Below are 24,337 nucleotides of genomic sequence, written 5' to 3' on the forward strand. Positions count from 1 at the left end.
CTACGGATTTGCAGGCAGCGCGAGCGTGCATACCGCGTCGACCGCTTGGGTAAAACCGCCCGCTTCCCGGGCGGGAAACGTACGGTCCGCAGCGGCCAACGCGTCGTAGCCCGCGCCTTTGAGGGCAAAGGCGGTTCCAGCCGCCAGAAGCATGTCCCGATCTGCAGGACTCGTCGCGATCACCGCCACAGAATCAAAGCCCCATCCGCACGCCGCAACGAGCTCCGCCAACACATTCGCACGGGCAGCAGGGCGCAACAGGCAAGCGTCAGCGTCAGCGCGCGAAGGCAAATCCGAGCCGCAGCCGCGCATAGGCAAATCCGGACCACCGCAACACAAAGGCAGGTGTGGGCAGACGCATGAAGGCGAACTGACACCGCTATATGCAGACGAGTTGGACGAAGGCGTGCGGCATCCATCATGCGAATCCAAGCCGTACGTGATGCGTGAGTTTGAGCCGCGAGAGTCACAGAAGTCATCCGAAATAACCGTCGCCCGTCCCTCCATCGCCTCGAACGCCACGCCAGCATGCTCGGAATCCATATCCGTAAACACAATGACCTGCAGACCAAGCTTATGCGCACGAGCAAGGGCATTTTGCTCGGCTGCGGAAAACCCGAGTCTCCCCGCGCCAACGACCAGCACCCGCGGCACACGCAAAAATGCCCCGCCCCTCATTACGCTCAGCGACACCTTGCACGCCATCCCGGCCCACCGCCTCGACCCGTCTCCCCCTGAGATGTAAAGTACACTTTACATCTCAGGGGGAGAGACGGGTCTCAGACAGGCACAATGAGTCTCGAGTGCCGATCAGGCCCATCGCGATTACAGGTTAAAGCGCGTTTTCACCTGCCAAGATATGCGAGCTATCGCAAAAGTGAATGCATCAGGTACGCAGTTTTGCACATCAGAATCGCTTGCGAGGGCCTTTTCAAATGATTCCAAGTGGCAGTCTCAACTACACTTCCACCACGTATCAGTTACATTTCAGTTATAGCATCAGTGATATTGCAACTGATAATGTAGATTGGCACACAGCTAAGACGCGCCCTGCAATCTCCCTGCATAATATCGCGCCTAGTAATTTCTCCAATTGGAATCGCAAAAAGACCCGGCATTATATTCCCAGTTTATACGGTATTACCGACAAATTGCGATCAGATTCTGAGACCGTTTTTTACAACTTGCAAACAGCACAAAACTTCGTCAACACGAATTACGCAATCAAGTCATATCCCGTATCTAAGTTCCATATCACTTACAATTAAGCTAATATCACTGATAATAAAACTGAAATAATTACTGAGGAGGCATACATGATAACTGAAGAACGAGTCGCCTCAATCATCACCAGACTCCGTAAGCAGGGCACCGACGATGCAAGCGTTGAAGTCAAGGAGTGCCGGTCTTCACTCTCCAAAGACATCTGGGAGACGGTGAGTGCCTTCGCGAACACGCATGGAGGACTCATTATCCTGGGCCTCAGCGAGCGCAACGGATTCACTCCTGTTGCGGATTTCGCCATCGAGCGCGTATGCGATCAATTCATTGCCGGCGTTAACGACCGCAATGGAGAAGGCAAAGTCGTAAATCCCCCTCGATACGACATCGCGCGCATCGAACATGAAGGTGCGGAGCTTCTTGCGATAACTCTCGAGGAGCTCCCGGCGAACTCAAAACCCTGCTATATCAAAAGCAAGGGCATGCAAGCGGGTAGCTACAAACGCTGCGACGACCAGGATTTGCTGCTCAGCGCAAGCGAGACCCTTTCCCTTTCATCCGCCGCACTGTTTGAAAGCTACGACAGGACCCCAGTCTTCGATGCCCGCATTGAAGACCTTAACGACGCGCTTCTCACGGCGACGTTCGAGCGAGCGCTCACGCAGACTCCCCGAGCTCTTACGGGAACGACGACTCGCCTAGAGCGGATGCGTCGCCTCAACTTCATTGATGCCGACGGCAACATCACGCGCGCCGGCATTCTGGCTGCAGGCATATATCCACAACAGTTCTTTCCACGCCTCATGATCGATGTCGCAGTCCATCCCGGCATGGAAAAAGGTGACGGCGGGGCGATTCGCTTTGCAGACCGTTCGCTTTGCGAGGGCACGATTGGAGAAATGATAGGAGACGCCGTGCAGGCCATCAGACGCAACCTCAAAACAAGATCAACGGTGCGGGGTGTTGGGCGCGTCGATGAGATCGAGATTCCCGAGGAAGTGTTGCGCGAGGTAATTGCGAACGCACTTATCCACCGTGACTACAACCCGCGCTTTGACGGGCAGGCGATCAACGTTGACATCTTTGACGACCGCATCGAAGTCAGGAATCCGGGCGGCCTCTACGGAAGCATGCGCAAACAGACGCTCACAAGTGGAATATCCTGCTGTCGCAACAGCACGCTCATGCGCCTCATGTCGCTCGTACCCCTGCCGCTAGAGGCGGGCTCCCCCGCCGAGGGAAACGGGTCCGGCATCCCCATGATGATCCATTCCTGCAAGGAGCATGGACTCAAGGAACCACTGTTCTGCCCCGGCATCGACCAGTTCAAGGTGACTCTTTTTAGACCGAGCTGGGACATGGATGCCAGCAGCGCCCCTCGCGATAAGCAAGAGGTCAGCGAGAAGTCGGTGCGTCTTGGAGAAGAAGCCATTCATGACCTTTTGGCCAAGTACGGCGAAATGAGCGTGAATGAGCTGCAGGAGCAAACCGGACTCAATAAAACCCAGGTGCGCAACCGCCTGCGAAAGCTTATAGCCGCAGGGAAGGTCATCCCCACGGCACCAGCGAGCAGCAAGAAGAGGGCGTATAGGACGGCGTAGCAAAGTAGTACGAAATAGAAAGGACGGATACAAATGCATGACTACCAACACGCCTGCTTTTGCATTAGCCCATTTCAGCTCCCCTGATTCCTCGTTAAAAAAACCAACAGATGCAAAGTAGTTGTTTCCCTCAGCATCCACTAATAAATACCGCCCACCCAACTCTTAACGAACTTGGCAAGAATTGATCCCGACGGCACGTGTCAAAAAGGAATTCGCGTATGACGCCTCAGCACAACAAGATCCTCAAATACGCTTTGCAATTTCGAGCTGCAATTGATAATGCACTTGAAGCGAATGAGGTCAATTCAAGGACATTTAGAAACTTTCCGATCGGATGTTGCGACGATGCAAGCGACCTACTTGCCCAATATCTGCTCGAACTTGGGATAAGAACAAATAATGTCTGCGGAACCTTTTACTCTGATTCGGGAGAACAACAAAGCCATGCATGGCTTTGTTTAGACGACAATACCTATCTCGATATAACTGGCGACCAGTTCAAATTCCATAAAGAGCCGCTGTGCTTCTCCACTCCGGTCTACCTCGGACCACCAACCCCTTTTCATGACCTCTTTCACATCGAACGAGTTTCACCAGAAAACGGTATCGACTCCTTTGGAGAACCCGCCAAGTCAAACCTGAAACAGCTTTATAGAACAATCTGCTTGTACCTATAGACGCATTCGCCGAGACGTTCCCGGACTGCTTCCAGGACCCCGTTGCCACCAAGGCAACTATCGCAGAATGCGAGGATGCGAAGTTACTCGAATCGGCCTTGTTCTTGAACCTGCATCACTACAGCCAATGGAACGACTTCGGAGAGCTCGGGGCGGTCCTCCGCCGACTTGCAGTGAAATCTCATCTCCATACCGCAACCGATACGGTCATTCGATACCTTCGCTTTGCCATCCACCTCAAAAGGCATCTGTTCGCAACTCTTAACGGCGTTCGCTTCGGCTGAGCCGAAAACATAGTGAGCAGATTGAGCGAATTGGTCACTATTAAAGCCGATATTCGTCACCCTCTCAGCCAACAGAATGAAGCGAAAACCCCAAAGTGCATGGCAGCGCAACAATCTCCATATATCTTGCGCTATGCCAGCACCCATTTGACGCAACGTCCCCTATCGTCCATGCCCCTCGATCTCTCGATAGAGCTGTTCTGCCGTTAAGGTAGACAGCTTCGACTCATGCCGCAATCGCGATTTGACCCTATTGTCATCCAGGTAGCGCTCGACCCCCACGGGCAAATAGTTCCTCTTTTCCACCAAAAAACGCCCCAAACGCCGCAGAGGAGCACGAATCCTCATCTCCTCATGAAGCAACCCCTCCGCGTCATCCCCCTCAATATGCCAATATTCACGCAACACACGAATAATTACGGCCCGGTCATTGGTCACATCAGCAAGCGACCCCACTGCCGCCTCAACATCCGAGCAGTATTGTTCAAACGCAGCGTTTCGCTCGCGCTCATCTATATAATCTCTACCACACTGACGAACGACTTCGAAGCTGCGCATCAATATCCTCGAAACAGTGCTTCCGCCCTCATTACGCGCGTTGGTCATTTCAAATCTCCCTTCAACATGCTTGCGATACCCCATCAGCTCTCTCATGCTTTGTTATACGACTGATCTGCATCGAGCGCGGTGATTAACGACGCCTCGAGTTCGTCAAGCTTGTCGGGCGCGCAGGGGTAGATCAAGATATACATGTGCTGCTTGTACTTCGCGTCGGCATACACATCCACGTTCCCCTTGCCCGTCAAGTCGTTATGAATGCTCGCGCCAACGCTCTCGGACTTACCGACGTACAGATCGCGGAACTTGCTGAAATCGCCCTTCTTAACCGCATGGGCATACGTTGCGATGACGTAGCAGCCGCTAAATGCCATATAGCTCTCTCCAGATTGGGCAGCTGCGCCATTCTGGATCTCCCAGTTTTGTATGAACTGCTCGACAGGCATCTGATTTCCAGCCCCATCCAACAGGGCGCGACGAGCGGCCTTGCGAGCGTTTTCTCGCTCACGCGCTTCGACACTCTCTTTGACCGAATCTCCGACTGCACGGCCTTTTTCGGCCGCCGCGTCGGCGGCGCCCCTCATTGCTCCCCTTACCTTATCCATTCCCACCGCAAGCGCATCCGGCGCCTTATCCTACAGCGCATCCGCAGCCTGCTTGGCAAAAGGGGCGACATCGGGTAATTTTTTGACGACCACCTTGGCGGCAGGTGCGTACTTTTTCACACCAGCAACCAATTTCACTGCCTTTCCGCCGGGAATAAAGTCAACAGCGATTGTTGCGATCTCTATCGCGGCATTTGCCGCAGCTGCGATGTCGACGGCACTCTTCTCATCGAGTCGCTCCTTATCTGTAGCCTCAGTCATGACAAGCTCCTTCGTGTGGAAAGCCCAACAATTTATCCCCATTATTAAACACCGATTTGACTTGCCAACTTTGGCATCCGGACCAAGGGTATATTTGCGCAGGCAGACGGAAGGGGCGGTAGTCAAACCGCCCCCTTAATCTCTTTCGGTATGCTCCTATTCGGCGACTTCGTAATAGTCGATTGCAACCCGCGTCTCGACCGCATCAACTTCCGAAATGGTCTCAAATTTAACTTTTTCGCCTGCAGGCCATGAGGTTGTCGAAAGATACGCATCCTGGACACGCACGCCGTCGGCATCATACAAACCCAACGTCATACTCACGTTCCCGAAATCAACGCCCGTAGTGTTTTCGACAATCGCGACATACGTGATAAGCCCATAGCCATCGTTTTGCTTCTCAAACGTAACTGACGACATGAGCGTCTCAAGAGCCTCATCAATCTGGCTCTTCTTGGTTGCAGCGGCACCGTTGGCGATCATCTCGTCAAACACCTCTTGGTGTTTCTCATCGACCTTCAAACCATATTCATCGACAAATTCTTTCAGGAGCATTGAACGCTTATCGTAAATGGAGTTCCATTCCTTATAGAATTCCGCACTCGTAACAGGATTGTTCTCCAATGCCTTATCAGCATCATCCAATGTGTTGATATAAGCCAGCACGCTTTCCTGCATTTCCGTATCTTCGAAAACGCGGGTCCTTAATTTATCTACATGCTCCCTCTCGATATCTATATATTGCTGAAGCGACTTCATCGAAGTCGTATCGACGCCATCTTCCTCGTACTTGTCCACAAGGTCGGCACGGGCCATGACAGACTCTGCGATAATCTCCATCGCCTCATCGTCAGCATAATCCGGGCCTGGATCCTTTTGCTGCTGACACCCGGTCAGTCCCGTCAACGCCAAGCATCCCGCCAAGGCAAACATCAGGCTCTTCTTCAACATCAATCTATCCCTTTCTATCCCCACGACAGAACCGTCGCGTTGAATACCGCAAACACAGCCAATGCGAGTACGACCGCAACCGCAATCGCCAAAACAACGTTCTTATTCACTTTTCACCTCAGCTGTTGGATCAACCCATTCAACCTCAACCTTGCAGGCGTCCTTGCCGCAAGCGACATCGAACATGCTTTGCAGATTCGCCTGGGCGTTCTCCTTTGCCTGCTCCAGCAGACCGCTTTCCTTTGCCTGCTGATCGCTTTTCGCAATGCAATCACGCTGGAAGGCATCGACATCCTCGACGTGGATGGGATTGAGTATGTTGTTGCGCTCCTCGAGCACACCCGAAACCTTCATGTTGGGAACGTTTTGCAGGGTCGGCTCGGACAGCGTCACAACAATCGAGGTTTCACCTTTCTCGCTCCATTTCGCCGTACTCAAATCGACCGTCGCCTCAATAGTCCCCGAATAGCGATACCAAAAGCTGTTCTGCGTAAAGGGGATCTCGATGAAGTCGAAGAGTTTGTTTTGGTCCCCCGCCTTCTCGACAATCGTGTAGTCCTGCGACGCGGCGACCATTTCATTTCGATCGACGATGCGGCTCATGATGGTTGTCATGCTGAACGCAGGCGTTTCCGGTACATCTTTGGGGTTGTACCACTGCAAGAGCAGGACGCCGCCTGACCCCAGCAGCAAACCTCCAACCAAGGCGAACACAACGCTTTTGCGAATTGCAAACGTCTTACCGTGCATCAGCCTCTTCAAGAATCCGTTTTCTTTGGACATGACGACGTCCTTTCCCTCCCAATGTTTTCGTCTTGATTTACCAGCAGATGCTCACCTCCGAGCAGTCGCTCAAATGCACCGGGGCCCGCCCAGAGCTCGATGGCCAAATCGATTCCGGGCTCATCCAACATCCGATGCAACCGATCGCGTTCTCCAGCGTCGAGCAAAAGTATGTAGCCGGTTGCGATTTCGGGATGCATGAGCTCCCACATCACGCGCCGCAACATGCCGAGGAGCTCGGTGCCGATACGCTCCTCCAAATAGCGCTCGACTGCATCGTGCACGCCATCTGGGCCCGCGCCCAACGCGCACCGCAGCACACGGGCACGCTCGCGCTTTTCGCACAGCTCCTCGTACGCCTCCGTCGCCCTTTCCGCGACCGCATCTAAATGGCTGCACAGCGCATCGACTCCCGCCGTCGTGTCCATTCTCTCCGCGATTTCCGGCAGGCTGTATCCCTGTTCGTGCTGAAGCTTCACCAGGTAAAGCCAGGCGATATCTTCGATGCTGTAATTGCAGCGGCCCCACGTGCCGTCGGCGGGCTTCAGGATTCCCGCGCCACCGCGCTTGCGGTCGCCGTAACACGACCTCGTGATATCGCGCCTGCGCATATTGAGCAGGCTTTCAACCTGCGAGACTCGCCATCCGCTACGCGGCACATTGCGACCCATGAAACCCCCTCTCGTCCATTCCATCAAGCCTGTTCAATCGTTGAACAGCAAGGCTGAACATGGGGAGAAGCACCGGTGAATAGGCTTTACACGCGTGCGAACTACCCGCCTCAAGCAGACTGGATGTCTCCGCCCAATTGCCGTTGCGCCTCCTTTTTCTCCTGCAACATAATGGCCTGTTCGTCATAGAGCTCTCCTCTCACGAGGTTTCGGCGCGAATGCGCCCTGTCGTGAGAGGGCTTGTTTTTCTCGCGAACTTCGTCGCGAAGTTACGGGAGAGATTGGACGGGCCGAACGCGACTCACCGAGGAGCAATCCCGCCCACCCCACCTTAAGCCGCCCATAAGCTGCTTTGTCCTGCCCGCAACGTACAATGGATGCAGGCTCAGAAACCGCAGGATCGGAGGACCCATGCGACTTATCGGCAACATTATCTGGATGCTCTTTGGCGGAATCTTCACCGCGCTCTACTGGTTCGGCATCGGATGCCTGTTCTGCATCACCATCATCGGTATTCCGCTGGGGCACCAGGCCTTCAAGATGGCCTCGCTCACGCTCGTGCCCTTTGGCAAGAGCATCGAATACGGCGGCGGTGCGCCCTCGCTCATCGCCAACGTCATTTGGCTGCTCTGCGCCGGCCTGCCCATGGCGGCGAGCTACCTCATCGCCGGCGTTATCAACTGCATCACCATCATCGGCATCCCGTTCGGCCTGCAGTCGTTCAAAATGGCCAAGCTCTCACTGCTCCCATTCGGCGCCCGCGTGCTCGGCTAGCCGATCGGCCACAACGAAGAACCTGACCGCACCCCGTCCCCGGGAACACGATGCCGGAAATCGGACGTTTATGTAACGAAAACTGAGACACCTCAAGTAGAGAGGTGTTTTGAGCATCAAAACACCAGTTGGTGTAAACCAACAACACCCCTCTACCCGAGCTCCCCGAAAACTCGTTACACAATCGCCTGATTCCCGGCAAACAGTCCGGTAAAGATCGCATCCAGCCGGGAAAAGCCAAGAAAAAGCCCGGAGATCTACCGTCAATGCACCCGCCAAAGTGGACAGCCGGCAAGCAGATATGTCTCGGCACCCTAAGAGCGCTAGAATTGCCGCGCGGGCCAAAAGCGTGGGTCGTGAATCTGAACGGCAGGTGAAGAGGCTTTGACCAGATACGATGACATGCGGCAAAAGTACATCGATCGCCATCGGCGGCGCCACGGCGAGCGACCTGCGGTCGACCGCGCCCTGCGCGGAGCGCAGCGATTCCTCCGCCGACGCTTCAACATCCGCGAGGGGCGAGCCCCCTACCACACCATTCGCAAGCGCTTTGTCAACGGGGCCCGACTCACCGGCACGCACCTGTGCATCCTCATCGTCGCCATGGTCATTGCCTGCATCGGCCTGGACACGGACTCCGACATCGCCATCGTGGGTGCCATGCTCATCTGCCCGCTCATGGGGTCCGTGCTCGCCATCGCCTACGGTGTCGCTACGGTAGATCGGGCGCTTATGCGCGACGCCTTGGGCGGCCTCGTGCTCCAAATGGCCTTTTGCCTCATCACGTCGACCATCTATTTTGTGCTCTCACCTGTCGCGGGCATGACCCCCGCCCTCGTTGACAACTCGGGGCCCACTATATGGCATCTTATGCTCGCACTCGTAGGTGGCTTCGCGGGTGGCCTGGGCAACTCACGCGACCAAGAACCAGCAACCGTCATCTCGGGCGTCGCCGTGGCCACAGCCCTCATGCCTCCACTGTGCGCGGCGGGCTACGGACTCGCCGCTGCCAATGTCGGGGTCTTCCTTGGGGCGCTGTATGAATTCGGCATCAACGTCGTCTTCATCGCACTCTCCGCCGCGGTCGTTTTGCTGTTGCTGCACACGCCACTCAAACGCGACCTCAACGACGACGGAGTGGTGACGGAAGCGGAAGACGAGCTCGTGCGCGCCGAGTCGCACAAGATTCGCTGGCGCATCATGCTAGGGACCGCTATCTTCGCCATCCCCTGTGTGATACTTACCGGCAACATGCTCGCCACCACCGAGGAGCAGGCCGCCGGAGCCACCGACTACTACGACGCCGCCGAGACCGCGCGCGAGCTCGCCGTGGTGTGCCCGGAGTTCAAGAACTACTCGATCGGCATGGAGGTGTCCGCCCAGGCGCAGGGCGGAGACGGTGTCGAGAGGCAAAACGGCACCAAGCAGCTCGTGGCTCGCGTCACGACGTCGGAGCCCCTTGCCAGCCGAGAGCGTACCATCGCTGAAGAGCTGATACGCCTGGACGCCCCCGACGTGGAGCGCGTCGAATTCAGCGTGGGATAGAGTTTTCGACGCAGATGAGAAGCAACGGGCCGGTCGCCAATAGGAACACCGACGTCGCAGCGGATATCATCTCCAAACGATCGACAGGACTGAAACATCCCATCCGACCAAACGCGAGCAAAGAACAGTTTTTACAACGAACACACCAAGTGCACGAAACTTCAGCTTTCGCATGGTAACGTTTTATATTTAACGTCGGGCAACTCAGCCGATTCGACAATCGGGACTATATTCATGCAAGGAACAACTGCAAGGGGTCTTGCCGTGACAAAAGGGCATGAGGGCGATACGCCGCGCGAGCGCGATCGAGAGGAAGCGGGCTTGCGCTCCACACCGCGCACACGGCGCATCGCCGACGAGGTCGAGCTCGCCGCACGCGCGCTCGAATCGCAGGGGCGCTTTGGCCTCACGCGCGGCTTCATCCAGCATGGAGACGTGAGCGTGCACGCCCATGTGCTCTCGGTCTCCCGCGCGAGCATCGCCATGGCGGACTTCCTCGGTCGCGCCGGAGTCCGCGTCGACCGCGCCTCGCTCATTCGCGGCGCGCTACTGCACGACTACTTCCTCTACGACTGGCACGACCCCGACCCATCGCACCGCCTGCACGGCTTCACGCATCCGTTTGCGGCCCTCGCACGCGCCGAGGAGGATTTTGAACTCACCGCGCGCGAGCGCAACATCATCGCCCGTCACATGTTCCCGCTGGTACCCGTGCCACCAACGTGCCGTGAGGCGTGGATCGTCTGCCTCGCCGACAAGGCGTGCGCGCTGCACGAGACCATCGCGGGCCGCCTGCCCAAGCGGGCATCGAACAAGAATCGGGCGGTGTAACGCCGATGAGCCTTGATGGATTTTTCGCCGCACCAACCACAAGCGGCACCTCTCTGTCGGCGCTGCTCTCAACCGGCGCTCCCCTGTCGGCGTTGTTTCTCTCGTTTTTGGTCTTCTCATTCGCCGGCTGGCTTTACGAATCCACCGTCTGCGCCATGGCGAACTACGGCCACTTCGCCAACAGTGGCTTCCTCCTCGGCCCCTGTTGCCCCATCTACGGCGTGGGGGCAGTCGCGTGCTGGCTGCTGCTGCGCGACATACCCGGCGTCTTCACGCAGTTCCTCGCCGCCGCCCTCGTGTGCAGCGCGATCGAGTACACCGTGGGCGCCCTGCTCGAACGGCTCACCGGTGCGCGCTTTTGGGATTACTCCAAGTTTCCCTTCAACATCAAGGGAAGGGTCTGCCTGTATGGAGCCGCGCTCTTCGGAGCCGGCGCGGTGATCGTCTGCCGCGTCGCCGAGCCCGCGCTCCTCGCCGCGATGCAGCTCATCCCCTCCCTCGCGCTGAAAATCATTGCGCTCGGGTGCGCCGCGTGCATCGCGATCGACACCGTGTTCACCGTAGTGAGCTGGCGCCAGCTCTCCCAAAAACTCGAGTTGTTGCGCATCGAGATCGCCGACAAGTTCAACGACTCCCTCAAGGACGCTTCCACCTCGCTGCTCGACAAGGTACCCGCCCCGATATTGGATTCGGCCGCCGAACTCAAGGCGCGGAGCCGGGCACTCAATTCGTGGCTCGCCGACATGTCGGACGGCACGTTCGAGGCCATTCGCGGAAAGGTGGAGCTCCCCTCTTTCATCGCCGAGGGGACGCGCGGGCTAAGATTGGTCGCCCGCCATGCACATGGCATCGCGACGCGCGCCGAGAAAGCCGCCCCCGAGAAGCTCAAGACCATGATGACCCGGCGCGAACTGCGCTTCTTTAACGCATTCCCCGAGATCAAGCTGAAGTCGTACGAGGGCGTCATCCGCGCAACAAAGCTCAAGGAGCGTGCCCGCGAGCTGTTCCATAGGGACTGATCAGCGACAAAGCTGAACCGATGACGAGCCGTCAAGGCGCGCCCAGATAAGGATGCCAGGCGTTCTTTGCCGGCAACTTCTGCACCACCATTAACACGGACCTCGACGATACCGGCACGCTGCGCGCCTGGATCCCTCTTCGACACGGAGCCCAAAGAGGAGTTCGACGAGTACACCTCGCCGCAGATCTCCGTCTATCTGATGGCACGCAGCTACTAGGCGTCTTATTTTCCAACCCCCCAGTTCTTGATGATTTTCCATAGCCATCTACCAGCTGTTTTACAAAACTTGTTTATTTATTGGGAGACGCGATTTTTAGAATCTTGTATTGTTTAACCCTCCTCGAAAGGAGAAGACATGAGAACCATCGTTGTCGGGGACATGCATCAGAAGCAACATCTGGTCTTGTCGATCGTGGACAACGCCATCCGGCTCCTCGGAGCGAGGCGGGTCGTGCTGCTCGGTGACTATTGCGACGACTACAGCCCCGACAGGGACGAGACCGACGCCGAAAAGCTGCTCAGAGGGCTGGAATACCAGGTGGATTGGGTCGACCGTACGCGCGAGCGCGGCATGCAGGTAGACGTCTTGCTGGGAAACCACGACATGCAGTACCTCATCGAGCGCCAGGGCCCCGGCACCAATCTGAACTGCATCGTCCCCGTCCGGCGCCTGCTCGCCCAGATGAACGTGCGCATGGCTGCCGCCGTCGATGGATGGCTCGCCACGCACGCGGGCCTCACCAGCCAATTCGCGGACATCGTTCTCGAAATCGATGGCGAGGCCGAGCCTTTCGGCGAGCCGTCGTATTCCGCCGAGTCGCTCGCCGCCCAGCTCAACGCCGTATTTGACCACGCGCTGACCGAGATGTTCGAGCATGGTAACGATGAGGAGCTCCTGCTGTTCAACCTCTGCGGCCCCGGCCGCGGCGGCGCGTGCATTCCCGGCCCCCTGTGGGCATCGACCAGCGAACTCACGGTCCTCGGGATGCCACACCTCAACCAGATCATCGGCCACACGCCCGTCTATTCCGTCTATGAGCTTGAGGAGCAAGGCTTCAGTGGCGAGCGTTTCATGGCATGCGACACGTTTTCGACCGATTTCGATTTCCGCCCGCTCGGAGATGGGAGCGTGCTGCTCGCCGATGACGAGACGCACGAAATGCGCCCCGTTACACCCGAGGAAGTAGACTGCGAGTGGACGGGGGCATGCTGATTCCTGCGGATATCAGGCCCATCAGCCACATAAATGGAATGAGAGGAGGCCAACGATTGAGCGACGATTCGAATCTCACCGCTAGAGAATTTCTCAATGCGATTTTCGAACAAATACTGCCCCACGTAAGCAACCCAAAGGCGTTCGCACGTGAATGGGAGCGGCTAACCGGCCAACTGGACAAACAGATCAAAGATCTCAACAAGCTTGAGACGGACGATGATCACGCCGAACAGTGGAAACGTATGTGCAAGCGAGATGATATGTCTCGTCAACTCATCCTCCTCGTTAGAACTCAACTTGCAAACAGCTACCTGTTTGACGATCTATGGCTCCAACACTCCCAAGGGTGCAGCGTACTGAGCGACTACGCTGAGATGCTGAACGGTCCCGGGCTTGAAAGGCGCAGGGGAGATGCCTGGAGCGGGCATACGTGCGACGGCATCAACTGGACCTCATACGAAAGGCGCATGATGCCGGATTTCCCGGAAAAGAGGCTTGATTTCCGTGGCAGTACAACGACTGGCCAGCCCTATTATGGCTGCCTGGATCACGCCATAAGCAACTTGATTTGCAAAGTCTGGGGCTTTTCTGGCTTTATAGACACGAAGCCTCATAAACCTGAACGAGGCTGGTTTCCCTCGACAGCCTTTAACATCGGATGGTGGAGAGACTCGAGCATGTACCTTGCCGTGATGCTCTGCCTTGGAGTGAACATCCTTGATGACCAGCCATTCCTCGAAGACCTGAAAGACACGCAGCAGATCGATATCGACATTATGCCCGAGCCAAAAGAGAAGCTGCGGGCCGTATTGAACGCGAAAAGTATTCGCCCGAAGCTCTGGGCGCGCATACAAGATCAAATAGGGAAGCGCGCGAAAGAGGCTGGCGCGAAGGCTTCTCAGCAACAATAGCTCGAGCAACCCGAACGAGCGGCAGCGGCCATACAATATAGGCACGTGAACACTCGGATGGAAGCCCCCATGCGCCTTGTCGGCAACATCATCTGGATGCTCTTCGGCGGCATCTTCACCGCGCTCTACTGGTTCGGCGTCGGGTGTCTGTTCTGCATCACCATCGTCGGGATTCCCCTTTGGCCTGCAGTCGTTCAAGATGGCGAAGCTCTCGCTGCTGCCGTTTGGCGCAACAGTTCGATAGCGCTGTCATTTTTCCACTTGTGTAACCGGACCAGTCACTACCAATGCCATTTAATGGATGAATGTCGCTTTATTTGAAGATAAATGCCTTCAGCTCTCTGAGCTATCTCATTTGGTGCGCAGATAACTGACATATATCTGTTTACCGCATCGCTCGATGGTCAAGTCCATTTTTGTGTGTAAATTCGCAACCGCCGCTTTCTCCTATGCCGCGAGCCTCAGCTGGCGCTGCTCGCGCGCGATGACCTCCAGGCGCGGGACCACGCCCTGCAGCTCCTTCACGGCCGGCGAGTAGAACAGCCTGCGACCGGCCGCCCAGCGCTCGCCCTCCTCGATGAGCACGGCCCCGATCAGCCTCGCTATCGAGTCCGCGTTCGGGAACACCTTGACCACCGACGACCTCCTCTTCACCTCCCCGTTCAGCCTCTCGAGGTGGTTCGACGTCCGCACGACCCGCCGCAGCGCCTCGGGCAGCTCCATCACCGTCATCGCGTCGTCGAACCCGGCGTCGAGCCGCTCGACCGCCCTGGGCGCGGCCCCGGCGTAGTCGGCCGCGATCTCGTCGCGCCTGCGACGCGCCTCCGCCATGGTCTTCGCGTTGAACATCTCCGCGAGCTCGCCGCGCAGCCCGACCCTCAGGCGCTTCGGCGCGGCGTCGACGACGTTGCGGGCGAAGTGGGCCTGGCAGCGCTGCCAGGGCACCTCGGGGAACACGGACTGCAGCGCGGCGACGAGCCCCTCGTGCGCGTCGGTGGTCGCGAGCCGGACCCCCGACAGGCCGCGGCGGCGCAGCCCGGCGAGGAACCGCGTCCAGCTCTCGGTCGTCTCGGCGTCCGCGACCTCGAAGCCGAGCACCTCCTTGCGGCCGTCCGGCGTGAACCCGATGGCCACGAGCAGCGCCTTCGCCACGACCCTGTGGCCCTCGCGGCACTTGATGTAGGTGGCGTCCGCCATGAGGAACGGGTGGTCTCCCTCGATGGGCCGCGCGAGGAACTCCCCGACGATCGCGTCGAGGTCGCGGCACGCCTCGGAGACGCACTGCTTCGAGAAGCTCTTCCCGCAGATGGTCTCCATGACCCTGCCGACCTTGGCGGTGGAGACGCCGGAGACGACCATCTCGGCCATGGTCGTGACCAGCGCGGCCTCGCTGCGGCTGTAGTTGTCGAAGACGAGCGTCCTGAACGGCGCGTTCCGGTGCCTCGGGACCGTCAGCTCGATCGTGCCGACGCGCGTCGCCAGGGGCCTCTCCCTCGTGCCGTTGCGCACGTCGGTGCGCGCCTCGGCCCTCTCGTAGCGGGCCGCCCCGAGCTGCTCGTCGGACTCCGCGAGCAGCACCGCGTTCAGGGACTTCTGCAGCAGGGCCGCGAACGCGCCGCCGGTGTCGCCGGCGAGAAGGGAGAGGATCTCGTCCTGGTCTAGTGTAAGATTGATTCGAGCCATGCTCGTCCTCCAAGTAATCGTTGTGGTTTGGCGATTGCAAGTTTACTTGGTCGGCGGGCCTCTGGCTCGCCTTTGCTATTTACACCACTTTACGGACGCGACCTCGCTCGATTCTCGTTAACGGCCCAGCCGCCCCCTTCTTTCGCCATTCGCCGGTCACACAAGCACCATTTTTGACAATCGCTGTCGCCAGAGCGCTCATTTTGTGCCAAAGCAGCGTTGGCGGCGCGCGCTTTCGGAGATGCGCGCCGCACTTCTTGAGGTTTTTCGTATCGAAATTAAGAACTCGCGAGTAGGCCGAAAGTGGCGGTAGGAAAAACCGCAGGTCGCCGGAGGCCGCAAATGCCGCCTACTCGACGAATCCCGATTTGAATACGAAAAACCTCATTTAGACTTGCCGGCTTGGAACGTAAATGACAAAAAGGAGACGAGCCCGGTGATGAGCTGCCTCCCATTTCTTGGACATAAGAGAAAGAAGGCGGCTCGGGCGGCCGCCTGCTTTTTGATCGAAACTTATCCTCGGCCAAGGCTCCCGATCGAGGTACTTACTCCTCCGCGTCGCCCTTGCTCGCGCGCTTCCAGTGCAGCCCGCGGCTCAGACGGCGCGTCACGCGCTCGACCTCGGCATCGCTCGTGAGGTGATGCGGCTTCATGCGGCTCGTCACCGAGTCGCGGCGGATGGTCGCGATCGGCTCCATCACGAAGCCCTTGCCCGCGCGCATGTTCTCCTTGGCCACGGAGATCATGAGCTTGATGCGGTTGAGCTGATTGACCTCGCTCGCACCCGGGTCGTAGTCAACGGCCACGATATTGCTCTCGGGATGCTGACGGCGCAGCTCCTTGATCACGGCCTTACCCACCACGTGGTTGGGCAGGCACGCGAACGGCTGCGTGCAGATGATGTTCGGCGCCCCGTGGTCGATCAGGTCGAGCATCTCGGCGGTGAGCAGCCAGCCTTCGCCCATGTTGTTGCACAGCGACAGGATCTGGCGCGCCTTCTCCTGCATCACCGCGATGGGCTCGGGCCGCTCGAAGCGGTCACTGCGCTCGAGCATCTCGTCCACGGGCTTGCGCATCCAGTCCACCAGCCCGATGGCAGCGTCCATGGTGGCGCGCGTCACGGCGGAGCTGCCCAACTCATTCTTCTGCACCTGTGCATTGCTCATCGAGTACAGGAAGAAGTCGAGCAGGCCCGGCACCACGGCCTCGCACCCTTCAGCCTCGATGACGTCCACCACGTGGTTGTTCGCCGTGGGGTGGAACTTGACCAGGATCTCTCCCACCACGCCCACGCGCGGCTTGGAGCCCTCGCCCACCAGCGGCATGGCGTCGAACGCGGTGATGGCCTGACGGGACAGCTTGGTGAAGCTGCTCCGCGTGAAGTTCGGCGCGAGACGGCGCGCCCGCTCCATGAAGTCCTCGAACAGCTCGTTGGCGGCGCCTTCCTCGGCCTCGTAGGGGCGGCATCGGTAGAGCATCTGCATCATGAGGTCGCCGAACAACACGCTGTACACGCATGCCTTGAGCAGCGGCACGGTGAGCTTGAAGCCGGGGTTGCTCTCGTCGAGCTTGACGGCGGAGAGGCTGATCACCGGAATATCCGGGTGCCCGGAATCGCGCAGCGCCTTGCGGATGAGCGCGATGTAGTTGGTGGCGCGGCAGCCGCCGCCGGTCTGGGTGATCACCACGGCGGTCTTGGACAGATCGTAGCGGCCACTCTCGATGGCCTCCATGATCTGGCCCGTGACTAGGATGGACGGGTAGCAGATGTCGTTGTTCACGTAGCGCAGGCCGGCCTCCACGGCACCGCGGTCCGTGGACGGGAGCAGCTCCAGGTTGTAGCCGCCCGCACGGAAGACCTCCTTGATGAGGTCGAAGTGGATGGGTGCCATCTGCGGGCACAAGATGGTGTAACCCGCGTCCTTCATCTCCTGCGTGAACGGCACCTTGGGGTACGCGGCGCTCTTGCTCGCGCGCTGGGCCTCCAGCGCGTACTTGTGCGTGGCGAACGCCGGTGCATCGACGGAGGGCTCCACCGGCGAGGCCTCGCCCAGCTCAAAGGCATCGCCCGCCGCCGCTGCCTCGGCGGCGCGCTCGGCGGCCTGGTCCTTGAGGGCTGCCATGAGCGAGCGGATGCGGATGCGCGCGGCGCCCAGGTTGGACACCTCGTCGATCTTGAGCACCGTGTAGATCTTGCCGGACGCCTCCAAGATCTCCTGCACCTGGTCGGTGGTAAGGGCGTCCAGGCCGCAGCCGAACGAATTCATCTGCACCAGGTCGAGGTCGTTGCGCATGGTCACCAGGCGCGCGGCGGCGTATAGGCGGCTGTGGTACATCCACTGGTCCACCACGCGGATGGGACGCTCGGGCTTGACCAGGTGCGCCACCGAGTCCTCGGTGAGCACGGCAAAGCCAAAGCTCGCGATGAGCTCGGGCAGGGCGTGGTTGATCTCGGGGTCGTTATGGTACGGGCGGCCGGCAAGCACGATGCCACGCCCGCCGTGCTCCTCGATCCAGTGGATGGCCTCCTCGCCCATGGTCTGAATGTCCTGATGGAAGCGCGCGTCGGCCTCGTACGCCGCGTTCACGGCGTCGTCGATCTCGGTGCGGGTGAGCTTGGGTCCGCGCACGCGCCCACGGCCGGCCTCCGCATCGGCCACGCGCTCGACCGCGAGTAAATCGTACAGGCGGTGCTTGAGCTCGATCTTGTCGTGGTAAGGCACGAACGGGTACATGAACTCGACGTGCTTCTCGGTGATATCGTCGATGTTCAGGCCGAGCGCCGTGGGGTAGCTCATCACGATGGGACAGTTGTAGCAGTTGCCCGCCGAGGGGTCCTCCTTGCGCTCCCAGCGCACGCAGGGCATCCAGATGAAGTCCGGGTCCTTGTCGATGAGATTCATCACGTGGCCGTGGGAGAGTTTGGCCGGATAGCACACGCTCTCGCTCGGCATGGACTCGATGCCCGCCTCGTATGTGGCCTTGCTCGAGTTGTCCGAGGGCACCACCGCAAAGCCCAAGCGCGTGAAGAACGCATGCCAGAACGGGTAGTTCTCGTACATGTTGAGGGCGCGCGGAATGCCCACCGTGCCGCGCGGGGCCTCCTCGGGGCTCAGGCACTCGCGGTCGAAGAGCAGCTTGTTCTTGGCGGCGAACAGGTTGGGGACCTCGGTTTTCGCCTTGCGATGACCCGCGCCCTTCTCGCAGCGGTTGCCCGTAATGAAACGACGCCCGCCGCCGAAGTCGTTGATGGTGAGCTGGCAGTTGTTGGAGCAGCGGCCGCAGCGCGCGTGCTTTTGCTCGACGGTGAGCGCGGCGATCTGCTCGGCGGAAAGGACCGTGGAAGTGCCGTCCGCGCCGGCGCGGTCACGGGCGAGTAGCGCCGCGCCGTAGGCGCCCATGCAGCCAGCGATGTCGGGGCGCACGGCGTCGACGCCGGTGAGCTGCTCGAAGGCGCGCAGCGTGGCGTCGGACATAAAGGTGCCGCCCTGGACGATCACCTGGGTGCCGATCTCGTGCGGGTCGCGCAGCTTGATGACCTTGAACAGGGCGTTCTTGATGACGGAGTAGGACAGGCCGGCGGCGATGTCGCCCACCGTCGCGCCCTCCTTTTGCGCCTGCTTCACGCGGGAATTCATAAAGACGGTGCAGCGGCTGCCCAGGTCGACCGGGTTCTTGGCCTCGAGCGCCGCAGCGGCAAAGGCGCGCACGTCCATGTTCATCGACACGGCGAAGCTCTCGATAAAGCTGCCGCACCCGCTGGAGCACGCCTCGTTGAGCATGATGTGCTCGATCACGCCGTCGCGCACGCGCAGGCATTTCATGTCCTGGCCGCCGATGTCGAGGATGAACTCCACCCCGGGCAGGAACGCGCGGGCGCCGCGCAGGTGCGCGACGGTCTCGATCTCGCCGGAATCGGCCTTGAGCGCCTCGATGAGCAACGCCTCGCCGTAACCGGTCGTGGTCACGTGGCCAATGGAGCAGCCCTCCGGGATGTGCGCGTAAAAGTCCGCCATGATGGTCTTGGCGGTGCCCAGGATGTCGCCGTTGTTATTGCCGTACCAAGTGTGCAGGAGCTGGCCGTCCTCGCCCACCATGGCGGCCTTCATCGTAGTGGAGCCGGCATCCAGGCCAATGAACACACGACCCTGGTAGCCCTCGAGGCTACCGCGCGGCACGACCTCCTGCGCATGGCGAGCACGAAAGCACTCCAGGTCCTCGGGCGTGGCAAACAGCGGCTCCAAGCGCGCGACCTCGTCGCCCTGGGTGTCGCCCAGCGCATCGATGGCCTCGATGAGCTCGCCGAACTGCGAGAGCTTGCCGCTCTCGTGCGCCATGGCGGCACCCGACGCCACGAACAGGTGCGCGTTCTCGGGCACGATGATGTGCTCGTCGTCCAAGTTGAGCGTGAGGTAGAAGCGGCGACGCAGCTCGGAGAGGTACTGCAGAGGGCCGCCGAGGAACGCCACGTGCCCGCGAATGGGGCGGCCGCACGCGAGGCCCGAGATGGTCTGCGTCACCACAGCCTGGAAAATGGAGGCGGCCACGTCCTCAGGGCGGGCGCCCTCGTTGAGCAGCGGCTGTACGTCGGTCTTGGCGAACACGCCGCAGCGGCTGGCGATGGGGTAGATGGTCTGCGCCTGGCGGGCGAGCTCGTTCAGGCCGGAGGCGTCGGTGTGCAGCAGCGTGGCCATCTGGTCGATGAACGCGCCGGTGCCGCCTGCGCACGTGCCGTTCATGCGCTGCTCGATGCCGGAGTCGAAGTAGATGATCTTGGCGTCCTCACCGCCCAGCTCGATGGCCACATCCGTCTGCGGGATGAGCGTTTCCACCGCGCGCTTGCTGGCGATGACCTCCTGCACGAACTCAAGGCCGAGCCACTGCGAGAGCAACAGGCCGCCGGAACCGGTGATCGCGCAGGTCATGCGCGCCTCGGGCAGCACGCTCACCGCGCCCACGAACAAATCGCGCGCGCAGGCGCGCACGTCGGTGTGATGGCGCTGGTACTTGGCGTACACAATCTGGTTCGCGCTGTTCAGCACGGCGAGCTTGACCGTGGTGGAGCCCACGTCGATGCCCAGGTGGAGCTGCCCGTCAGCATTCTGGGGATTCCAAATGGCGCCCTCGGGAACCTGGAGTGCAGCGGGATCCCCGCATGCGACGGGCGTCGATGCGCCCAGGTCCGACTCCCCGCCTGCAGCCGGGGTCGACGCCTGCACGTGCACCTCCCCGCCTGCGGCCGGGGTCGACGCCTGCACGCGCGCTCCCTCACTCGAGGCAGGCGCATCCTGGCACGTCGCCGCCCCGCATGTGCCGCAGCATCCCGCCTGGGCGTCCTGCACGTTCTGCATATCGTCTGCCATGATCAGTTTCCTTCCTGTTGGAAAGATGCAAAGCCGCCGGCAATACTCGCTGCTAGGGCCGTCATTGTGTCACTCGAAGGTACGCCGCAATTGTCAACGCCCTGCCCCTCTTGCCCTGCGCATTCGGCACCAAAGGCAAACTGGAGGCCGCACGCGGGCACGTTGACGTCGATGGGCATGCCGTACAAATCGCCCGGGCGCACAAAGGCGATGACGGTCATGATGCGCGCCATGGTCTCGGGGGTCTCGGCAAGGTCGCGCTCAAACCAGCGCTGCACCACGCCCACTTCGGACGCCACGACCGACGCCAGGTAATAATCGAAAAACGCCCCGAGCGCGCCGGGGAAGATGCCCGTCTGCATACGACCGGACACCTCGATGCATGCCATGTCGATGACCTTCTTGATGAAAGCCTGGTCACCACCGGGCCCGATGAGCGCGCCGATCAGGTCGCGATTTTCGGCGATGTATCCGAGCAGCTCGACGGAGCCGGGAGCGGGCTCAAGACGCTCGATATTCTGGTACAACTCGGGCAGGGTGGCCTCGGCGATGGCGCGCACGCGCTCGCGCACCTCGGCCAGCACGCCGGCCTCGACCTGCTCGATAAAATCGGGAATGTCCTTGTAATGCGAGTAGAACGTACGGCGCGTAAGCCCTGCGCGCTCGGTGAGCGCCGCCACGCTTATGCGCGATATGTCCTCCCCCGCCTTGATCTCCGCCGCGAGGGCCGAGCGCAGTGCCCGCTGTGAACGTAAGCTGCGTCGATCGGATTTACCGGCGGGCGCACCCATTGGCTGAGGCATGACGCCCCTTTCCAGATTCGGTGTTAATTCACTCACTGTGCATTATTGCACACCGTGTGCATCAACATGGAATCAGCACCGAATTTGTGCCAATGTCGCCTGCCGGCACCATGCTGCCGGTACCATGGCCCAACCCGCGCGCAACACATCGGCCCCCTTCCGCCGAGTGAGCGCTTTTCCAACGTTTGAGACGCTGAAACGTTGGAAAAGCGCTCACTCGGCGGAAGGGGGCCGAAAACAATTCGCCAGGAGCACGTCACCCGGCCCGCCACGCGCCGCGGTCAGACGCCGGCGCCCTAAAGCGTCGCGGCAGCCGGCGCGGATGCGGACCGCAGTCGCAACCAGACGCCGCTACGCGATCTGAATGCGCTGCTGGCGGCGCAGCGTGGCCAAGATGTGCTTGGGCACGGCGTGGAACTCGCAGCGGCCGATCGTGGCGCTCGCGGCGGCCTTCGCCTCCGCGCTGCCGTTCGCCGTTGCGTACGAGTGCTTAAAGCGCGAAAGCATCACGAGGTCATTGCCGCCGTCGCCATACACGGCGATCTCGTCCTCCTCGATGCCGTAATACGCGCCCAGCCACGCCACCGAAGCGCCCTTGTTGCAGTCCTTGTCGGTGATCTCGAACATCACGGGGTCGAACGGTGCGTTGACCACCGTGTCGGTGTGCTCAGCCAAAAACGCCTTGAGGTCGCGGTCGAGCTCGGCGGTCGTCACGCGGCAGTTGATCTTGCACACCTCGTGCGAAAGGATGCTCGCAAGCGGCTGGTCGAAGAACTGCTCCTCGTGTGCACCGCCGCGGGCACGCATGCCGCGCATGATGATGCGCCTCATGAGGCCGTCGCGCTTAAAGCCCTCCTGGTGCATCTCGTAGCTGCCGCTGGAGAACATGCCGTCGGGCGTGCAGCAATCGAAGCATATCTGGGGAAATTCCCGCACCAGCTCCTCGACGAACGCCGGGTCGACGCCAAAGGTCTTGAGCACCTCGCCGTTTTGCCCGCGCACGATCGAGCCGTTCGCGCACACCGCGTCGATCTTGAGGCCCGTGAAGCCGTGGTCGCCTATGGGCAGCACCGAGCGGCCCGTGGCGGGCACCACGTGCGCCCCGAGCTCGATGGCCTTTTTGATGGCCGAACGGATGGTCCGGTCCGCCTCGTGCAGGCCGTTGAGCAGGGTTCCATCAAGGTCACTGGCGAATAGCTTGATCACGCGTGTCTCCTTATGCCGGGGTTTCCCGCACTATTGTACGCTGCCTCGACGCGTCGCGCGGCGCACGGCCTAGTCGTCATCAGAGCCCGAGGGGACCAAATCTCCGCAGCAGTCGGCGAGCGCCCGCGCGAGCTGCCCCACGAGCGCCCGATTCGACTCCGTGTCGGGCATGCCGGTCATGATGGACATGATGTACGTCCTGCCGTCCAGGTCGACAACGCCGGCGTCGCTCACGCTGTTATAGGACGGATCGGAATCCGAGCACCAACCGGCCTTGTTGTGCACCACGGCGTCCAGGCCCTCCAGGCCGTCGCGGATAAACGAGACCGTCGTCTGACCCGTCAGGTCCCAGAGCCACTGGGCCGTCTCGGAGCCCCCGCCCACATATGCGAGCATCTCCGACCACAGGCGCGCCGAACTGCGCGCGGCATACGTGGGGAACCAGCTGTCCTCGCGGTACACCGCGTCGTTGGCGCCCAGGCCCGTGACCCAGTCGTCGAACCCCTCGAAATCAAACGCGTCGCGCAGGGCGCCGTATGCGTTGTTATTGGAATAGATGACGGCCGCCTCGATAAGCTCATAGACGGGATACGAACCGCCGCTATATCCGCCCGACGAGTCCGCCACCCAATTGACGGCGCAGTAGTCGTCGAGCGACACCTCGCCCTTCTCCACAAGGCTTTCGCACACGTACATCGAGTACAGGGCCTTGAAGGAGCTCGCGCCGTACACCACCAGATCGGGCTGATAGGCCAGACCGCTGCCGGTCTGCGCGTCCACGAACACCATCGACACGCTGCCCTGCTCCTCGATGGCGGCGAGGGCGGACTCCACCGATGCGCGGTGGGCGGAGGACACCTTGGGGGCGTCGAGACCCGCCAGCGAGTAGCTCACCAAACCGTCCGACGTGGGGATGTCGTCAAACGTCGCCGCCGAGAGCTCGAAGTCGTCTGCCTGGGACCGCTTGGCCTCGTCGGCGTCGGACGCCGCCTTCGCATCCTTCGCCTTCGCCTCGGCCGCTTGCGCCTGCGCGCTTTCCTGACCGGCATCCGCCGACGAGCCCCTTGCGCCCGCTATGGCACCCGGAATGAACACGATGCACGCAAGGACGCACACGAGGACCACGTACATACCAGGCGGAACGGTTCGCAACGCGTCCGCTGCGCGATCCCACGCGCCCTGTTGGCGGCGCCCTCTCGGAACCGTGTACGCGAAATCCCTTGCGCTTCTCGTCTGAGGCTGCATCCGCCGGTTGCGGCCCCTCGAATCCCATTGCTGAGGCAACGGCTGACGCGCGGTGCCCGCTGCGGGGCGACGTGCCGGCACTCGGCGGGACGCACCTGCTCCGGCGCGCTGCTGACGAGCCGAC

General features: G+C 60.3%; 21 protein-coding genes and 1 pseudogene. 9 read left to right on the forward strand and 13 right to left on the reverse strand.

Features of this window, described 5'->3' with window-relative positions; all coding sequences use genetic code 11:
* Complete coding sequence (locus LK434_RS06165; RefSeq protein WP_148334443.1) at positions 1–705, reverse strand: nucleoside-diphosphate sugar epimerase/dehydratase; 705 nt, start codon at positions 703–705, stop codon at positions 1–3.
* 611 nt (positions 706–1,316) lie between these two features.
* On the opposite strand from LK434_RS06165, the gene LK434_RS06170 reads away from it, so the two are divergent.
* Both LK434_RS06170 and LK434_RS06175 read left to right on the forward strand, forming a co-directional pair.
* Positions 1,317–2,822: an ATP-binding protein gene (locus LK434_RS06170; RefSeq protein ID WP_006720063.1), complete on the forward strand. Its 1,506-nt coding sequence runs from the start codon at positions 1,317–1,319 to the stop codon at positions 2,820–2,822.
* A gap of 221 nt (positions 2,823–3,043) precedes the next feature.
* A complete protein-coding gene (locus LK434_RS06175; protein ID WP_148334441.1) occupies positions 3,044–3,502 on the forward strand; it encodes a hypothetical protein in 459 nt (152 codons plus the stop codon).
* 83 nt (positions 3,503–3,585) lie between these two features.
* On the opposite strand, the gene LK434_RS06180 is transcribed toward LK434_RS06175, so the two are convergent.
* The 7 genes from LK434_RS06180 to LK434_RS06210 form a co-directional block, all read right to left on the reverse strand.
* Positions 3,586–3,933: a hypothetical protein gene (locus tag LK434_RS06180; protein WP_006720061.1), complete on the reverse strand. Its 348-nt coding sequence runs from the start codon at positions 3,931–3,933 to the stop codon at positions 3,586–3,588.
* Positions 3,934–3,948: 15 nt separating this feature from the next.
* The gene (locus tag LK434_RS06185; RefSeq protein WP_156777677.1) at positions 3,949–4,428 is read right to left on the reverse strand and encodes a hypothetical protein; all 480 of its coding nucleotides are present in this window, start codon (positions 4,426–4,428) and stop codon (positions 3,949–3,951) included.
* Positions 4,429–4,436: 8 nt separating this feature from the next.
* Positions 4,437–4,928, reverse strand: a complete 492-nt coding sequence (locus LK434_RS06190; protein WP_040360503.1) for a hypothetical protein — start codon at positions 4,926–4,928, stop codon at positions 4,437–4,439.
* Positions 4,929–4,979: 51 nt separating this feature from the next.
* Complete coding sequence (locus LK434_RS06195; RefSeq protein ID WP_040360502.1) at positions 4,980–5,210, reverse strand: hypothetical protein; 231 nt, start codon at positions 5,208–5,210, stop codon at positions 4,980–4,982.
* A gap of 156 nt (positions 5,211–5,366) precedes the next feature.
* Entirely contained in the window at positions 5,367–6,161 is a 795-nt protein-coding gene (locus LK434_RS06200; RefSeq protein WP_006720057.1) for an FxLYD domain-containing protein, read from the reverse strand.
* Between the two features lie 102 nt (positions 6,162–6,263).
* A complete protein-coding gene (locus tag LK434_RS06205) occupies positions 6,264–6,944 on the reverse strand; it encodes a DUF4230 domain-containing protein (RefSeq protein WP_050754939.1) in 681 nt (226 codons plus the stop codon).
* Entirely contained in the window at positions 6,920–7,615 is a 696-nt protein-coding gene (locus tag LK434_RS06210) for a MerR family transcriptional regulator (protein ID WP_040360501.1), read from the reverse strand. The genes LK434_RS06205 and LK434_RS06210 overlap by 25 nt, the downstream gene beginning before the upstream one ends.
* A gap of 411 nt (positions 7,616–8,026) precedes the next feature.
* Here LK434_RS06210 and LK434_RS06215 point away from each other — a divergent pair, with 411 nt between their 5' ends.
* The 7 genes and pseudogenes from LK434_RS06215 to LK434_RS10560 all read left to right on the forward strand — a co-directional run bounded on the left by LK434_RS06215 (position 8,027) and on the right by LK434_RS10560 (position 14,157).
* On the forward strand, positions 8,027–8,389 hold the full coding sequence (locus tag LK434_RS06215) for a YccF domain-containing protein (RefSeq protein WP_006720054.1): 363 nt from the start codon (positions 8,027–8,029) through the stop codon (positions 8,387–8,389).
* 384 nt (positions 8,390–8,773) lie between these two features.
* The gene (locus LK434_RS06220; RefSeq protein WP_227917671.1) at positions 8,774–9,934 is read left to right on the forward strand and encodes a DUF389 domain-containing protein; all 1,161 of its coding nucleotides are present in this window, start codon (positions 8,774–8,776) and stop codon (positions 9,932–9,934) included.
* A 234-nt stretch (positions 9,935–10,168) separates the two neighbouring features.
* Positions 10,169–10,765: an HD domain-containing protein gene (locus tag LK434_RS06225; RefSeq protein WP_006720052.1), complete on the forward strand. Its 597-nt coding sequence runs from the start codon at positions 10,169–10,171 to the stop codon at positions 10,763–10,765.
* 5 nt (positions 10,766–10,770) lie between these two features.
* Positions 10,771–11,784, forward strand: coding sequence for a putative ABC transporter permease (locus tag LK434_RS06230; RefSeq protein ID WP_006720051.1), 1,014 nt, complete (start codon positions 10,771–10,773; stop codon positions 11,782–11,784).
* Between the two features lie 357 nt (positions 11,785–12,141).
* Positions 12,142–12,999: a metallophosphoesterase gene (locus LK434_RS06235; protein WP_006720049.1), complete on the forward strand. Its 858-nt coding sequence runs from the start codon at positions 12,142–12,144 to the stop codon at positions 12,997–12,999.
* Between the two features lie 56 nt (positions 13,000–13,055).
* Positions 13,056–13,913 (forward strand): hypothetical protein, encoded by an 858-nt coding sequence (locus tag LK434_RS06240; RefSeq protein WP_148334439.1) that lies wholly within the window; start codon positions 13,056–13,058, stop codon positions 13,911–13,913.
* Positions 13,914–14,009: 96 nt separating this feature from the next.
* Positions 14,010–14,157: pseudogene (locus LK434_RS10560) on the forward strand (YccF domain-containing protein).
* A gap of 203 nt (positions 14,158–14,360) precedes the next feature.
* Here the strand turns inward: LK434_RS10560 and LK434_RS06250 are convergent.
* From LK434_RS06250 to LK434_RS06270, 5 genes are all read right to left on the reverse strand, one after another.
* Positions 14,361–15,596: an IS256 family transposase gene (locus LK434_RS06250; RefSeq protein ID WP_006722195.1), complete on the reverse strand. Its 1,236-nt coding sequence runs from the start codon at positions 15,594–15,596 to the stop codon at positions 14,361–14,363.
* Between the two features lie 545 nt (positions 15,597–16,141).
* A complete protein-coding gene (locus LK434_RS06255) occupies positions 16,142–20,959 on the reverse strand; it encodes a 2-hydroxyacyl-CoA dehydratase (protein ID WP_006720045.1) in 4,818 nt (1,605 codons plus the stop codon).
* 2 nt (positions 20,960–20,961) lie between these two features.
* On the reverse strand, positions 20,962–21,762 hold the full coding sequence (locus LK434_RS06260; protein ID WP_227917673.1) for a TetR/AcrR family transcriptional regulator: 801 nt from the start codon (positions 21,760–21,762) through the stop codon (positions 20,962–20,964).
* A gap of 351 nt (positions 21,763–22,113) precedes the next feature.
* Positions 22,114–22,968 (reverse strand): HAD-IIB family hydrolase, encoded by an 855-nt coding sequence (locus tag LK434_RS06265; protein ID WP_006720042.1) that lies wholly within the window; start codon positions 22,966–22,968, stop codon positions 22,114–22,116.
* A gap of 69 nt (positions 22,969–23,037) precedes the next feature.
* Complete coding sequence (locus tag LK434_RS06270) at positions 23,038–24,099, reverse strand: serine hydrolase (RefSeq protein ID WP_006720041.1); 1,062 nt, start codon at positions 24,097–24,099, stop codon at positions 23,038–23,040.
* Between the last annotated feature and the right edge of the window lie 238 nt (positions 24,100–24,337).

Origin of the sequence: Collinsella stercoris DSM 13279 (assembly GCF_020735465.1) — a bacterium.
Taxonomy (GTDB): Bacteria; Actinomycetota; Coriobacteriia; order Coriobacteriales; family Coriobacteriaceae; genus Collinsella; species Collinsella stercoris.

Excerpts from the sequence above, each read along its gene's own strand:
- LK434_RS06185 (WP_156777677.1), bottom strand. The coding sequence starts at position 4,428 with ATGGGGTATCGCAAGCATGTTGAAGGGAGATTTGAAATGACCAACGCG.
- LK434_RS06250 (WP_006722195.1), bottom strand. The coding sequence starts at position 15,596 with ATGGCTCGAATCAATCTTACACTAGACCAGGACGAGATCCTCTCCCTT.
- LK434_RS06195 (WP_040360502.1), bottom strand. The coding sequence starts at position 5,210 with ATGACTGAGGCTACAGATAAGGAGCGACTCGATGAGAAGAGTGCCGTC.
- LK434_RS06205 (WP_050754939.1), bottom strand. The coding sequence starts at position 6,944 with ATGTCCAAAGAAAACGGATTCTTGAAGAGGCTGATGCACGGTAAGACG.
- LK434_RS06225 (WP_006720052.1), top strand. The coding sequence starts at position 10,169 with ATGCAAGGAACAACTGCAAGGGGTCTTGCCGTGACAAAAGGGCATGAG.
- LK434_RS06175 (WP_148334441.1), top strand. The coding sequence starts at position 3,044 with ATGACGCCTCAGCACAACAAGATCCTCAAATACGCTTTGCAATTTCGA.
- LK434_RS06235 (WP_006720049.1), top strand. The coding sequence starts at position 12,142 with ATGAGAACCATCGTTGTCGGGGACATGCATCAGAAGCAACATCTGGTC.
- LK434_RS06165 (WP_148334443.1), bottom strand. The coding sequence starts at position 705 with ATGGCGTGCAAGGTGTCGCTGAGCGTAATGAGGGGCGGGGCATTTTTG.
- LK434_RS06180 (WP_006720061.1), bottom strand. The coding sequence starts at position 3,933 with ATGGGTGCTGGCATAGCGCAAGATATATGGAGATTGTTGCGCTGCCAT.
- LK434_RS06270 (WP_006720041.1), bottom strand. The coding sequence starts at position 24,099 with ATGTACGTGGTCCTCGTGTGCGTCCTTGCGTGCATCGTGTTCATTCCG.
- LK434_RS06255 (WP_006720045.1), bottom strand. The coding sequence starts at position 20,959 with ATGGCAGACGATATGCAGAACGTGCAGGACGCCCAGGCGGGATGCTGC.
- LK434_RS06170 (WP_006720063.1), top strand. The coding sequence starts at position 1,317 with ATGATAACTGAAGAACGAGTCGCCTCAATCATCACCAGACTCCGTAAG.
- LK434_RS06260 (WP_227917673.1), bottom strand. The coding sequence starts at position 21,762 with ATGCCTCAGCCAATGGGTGCGCCCGCCGGTAAATCCGATCGACGCAGC.
- LK434_RS06190 (WP_040360503.1), bottom strand. The coding sequence starts at position 4,928 with ATGAGGGGCGCCGCCGACGCGGCGGCCGAAAAAGGCCGTGCAGTCGGA.
- LK434_RS06210 (WP_040360501.1), bottom strand. The coding sequence starts at position 7,615 with ATGGGTCGCAATGTGCCGCGTAGCGGATGGCGAGTCTCGCAGGTTGAA.
- LK434_RS06230 (WP_006720051.1), top strand. The coding sequence starts at position 10,771 with ATGAGCCTTGATGGATTTTTCGCCGCACCAACCACAAGCGGCACCTCT.
- LK434_RS06215 (WP_006720054.1), top strand. The coding sequence starts at position 8,027 with ATGCGACTTATCGGCAACATTATCTGGATGCTCTTTGGCGGAATCTTC.
- LK434_RS06200 (WP_006720057.1), bottom strand. The coding sequence starts at position 6,161 with ATGTTGAAGAAGAGCCTGATGTTTGCCTTGGCGGGATGCTTGGCGTTG.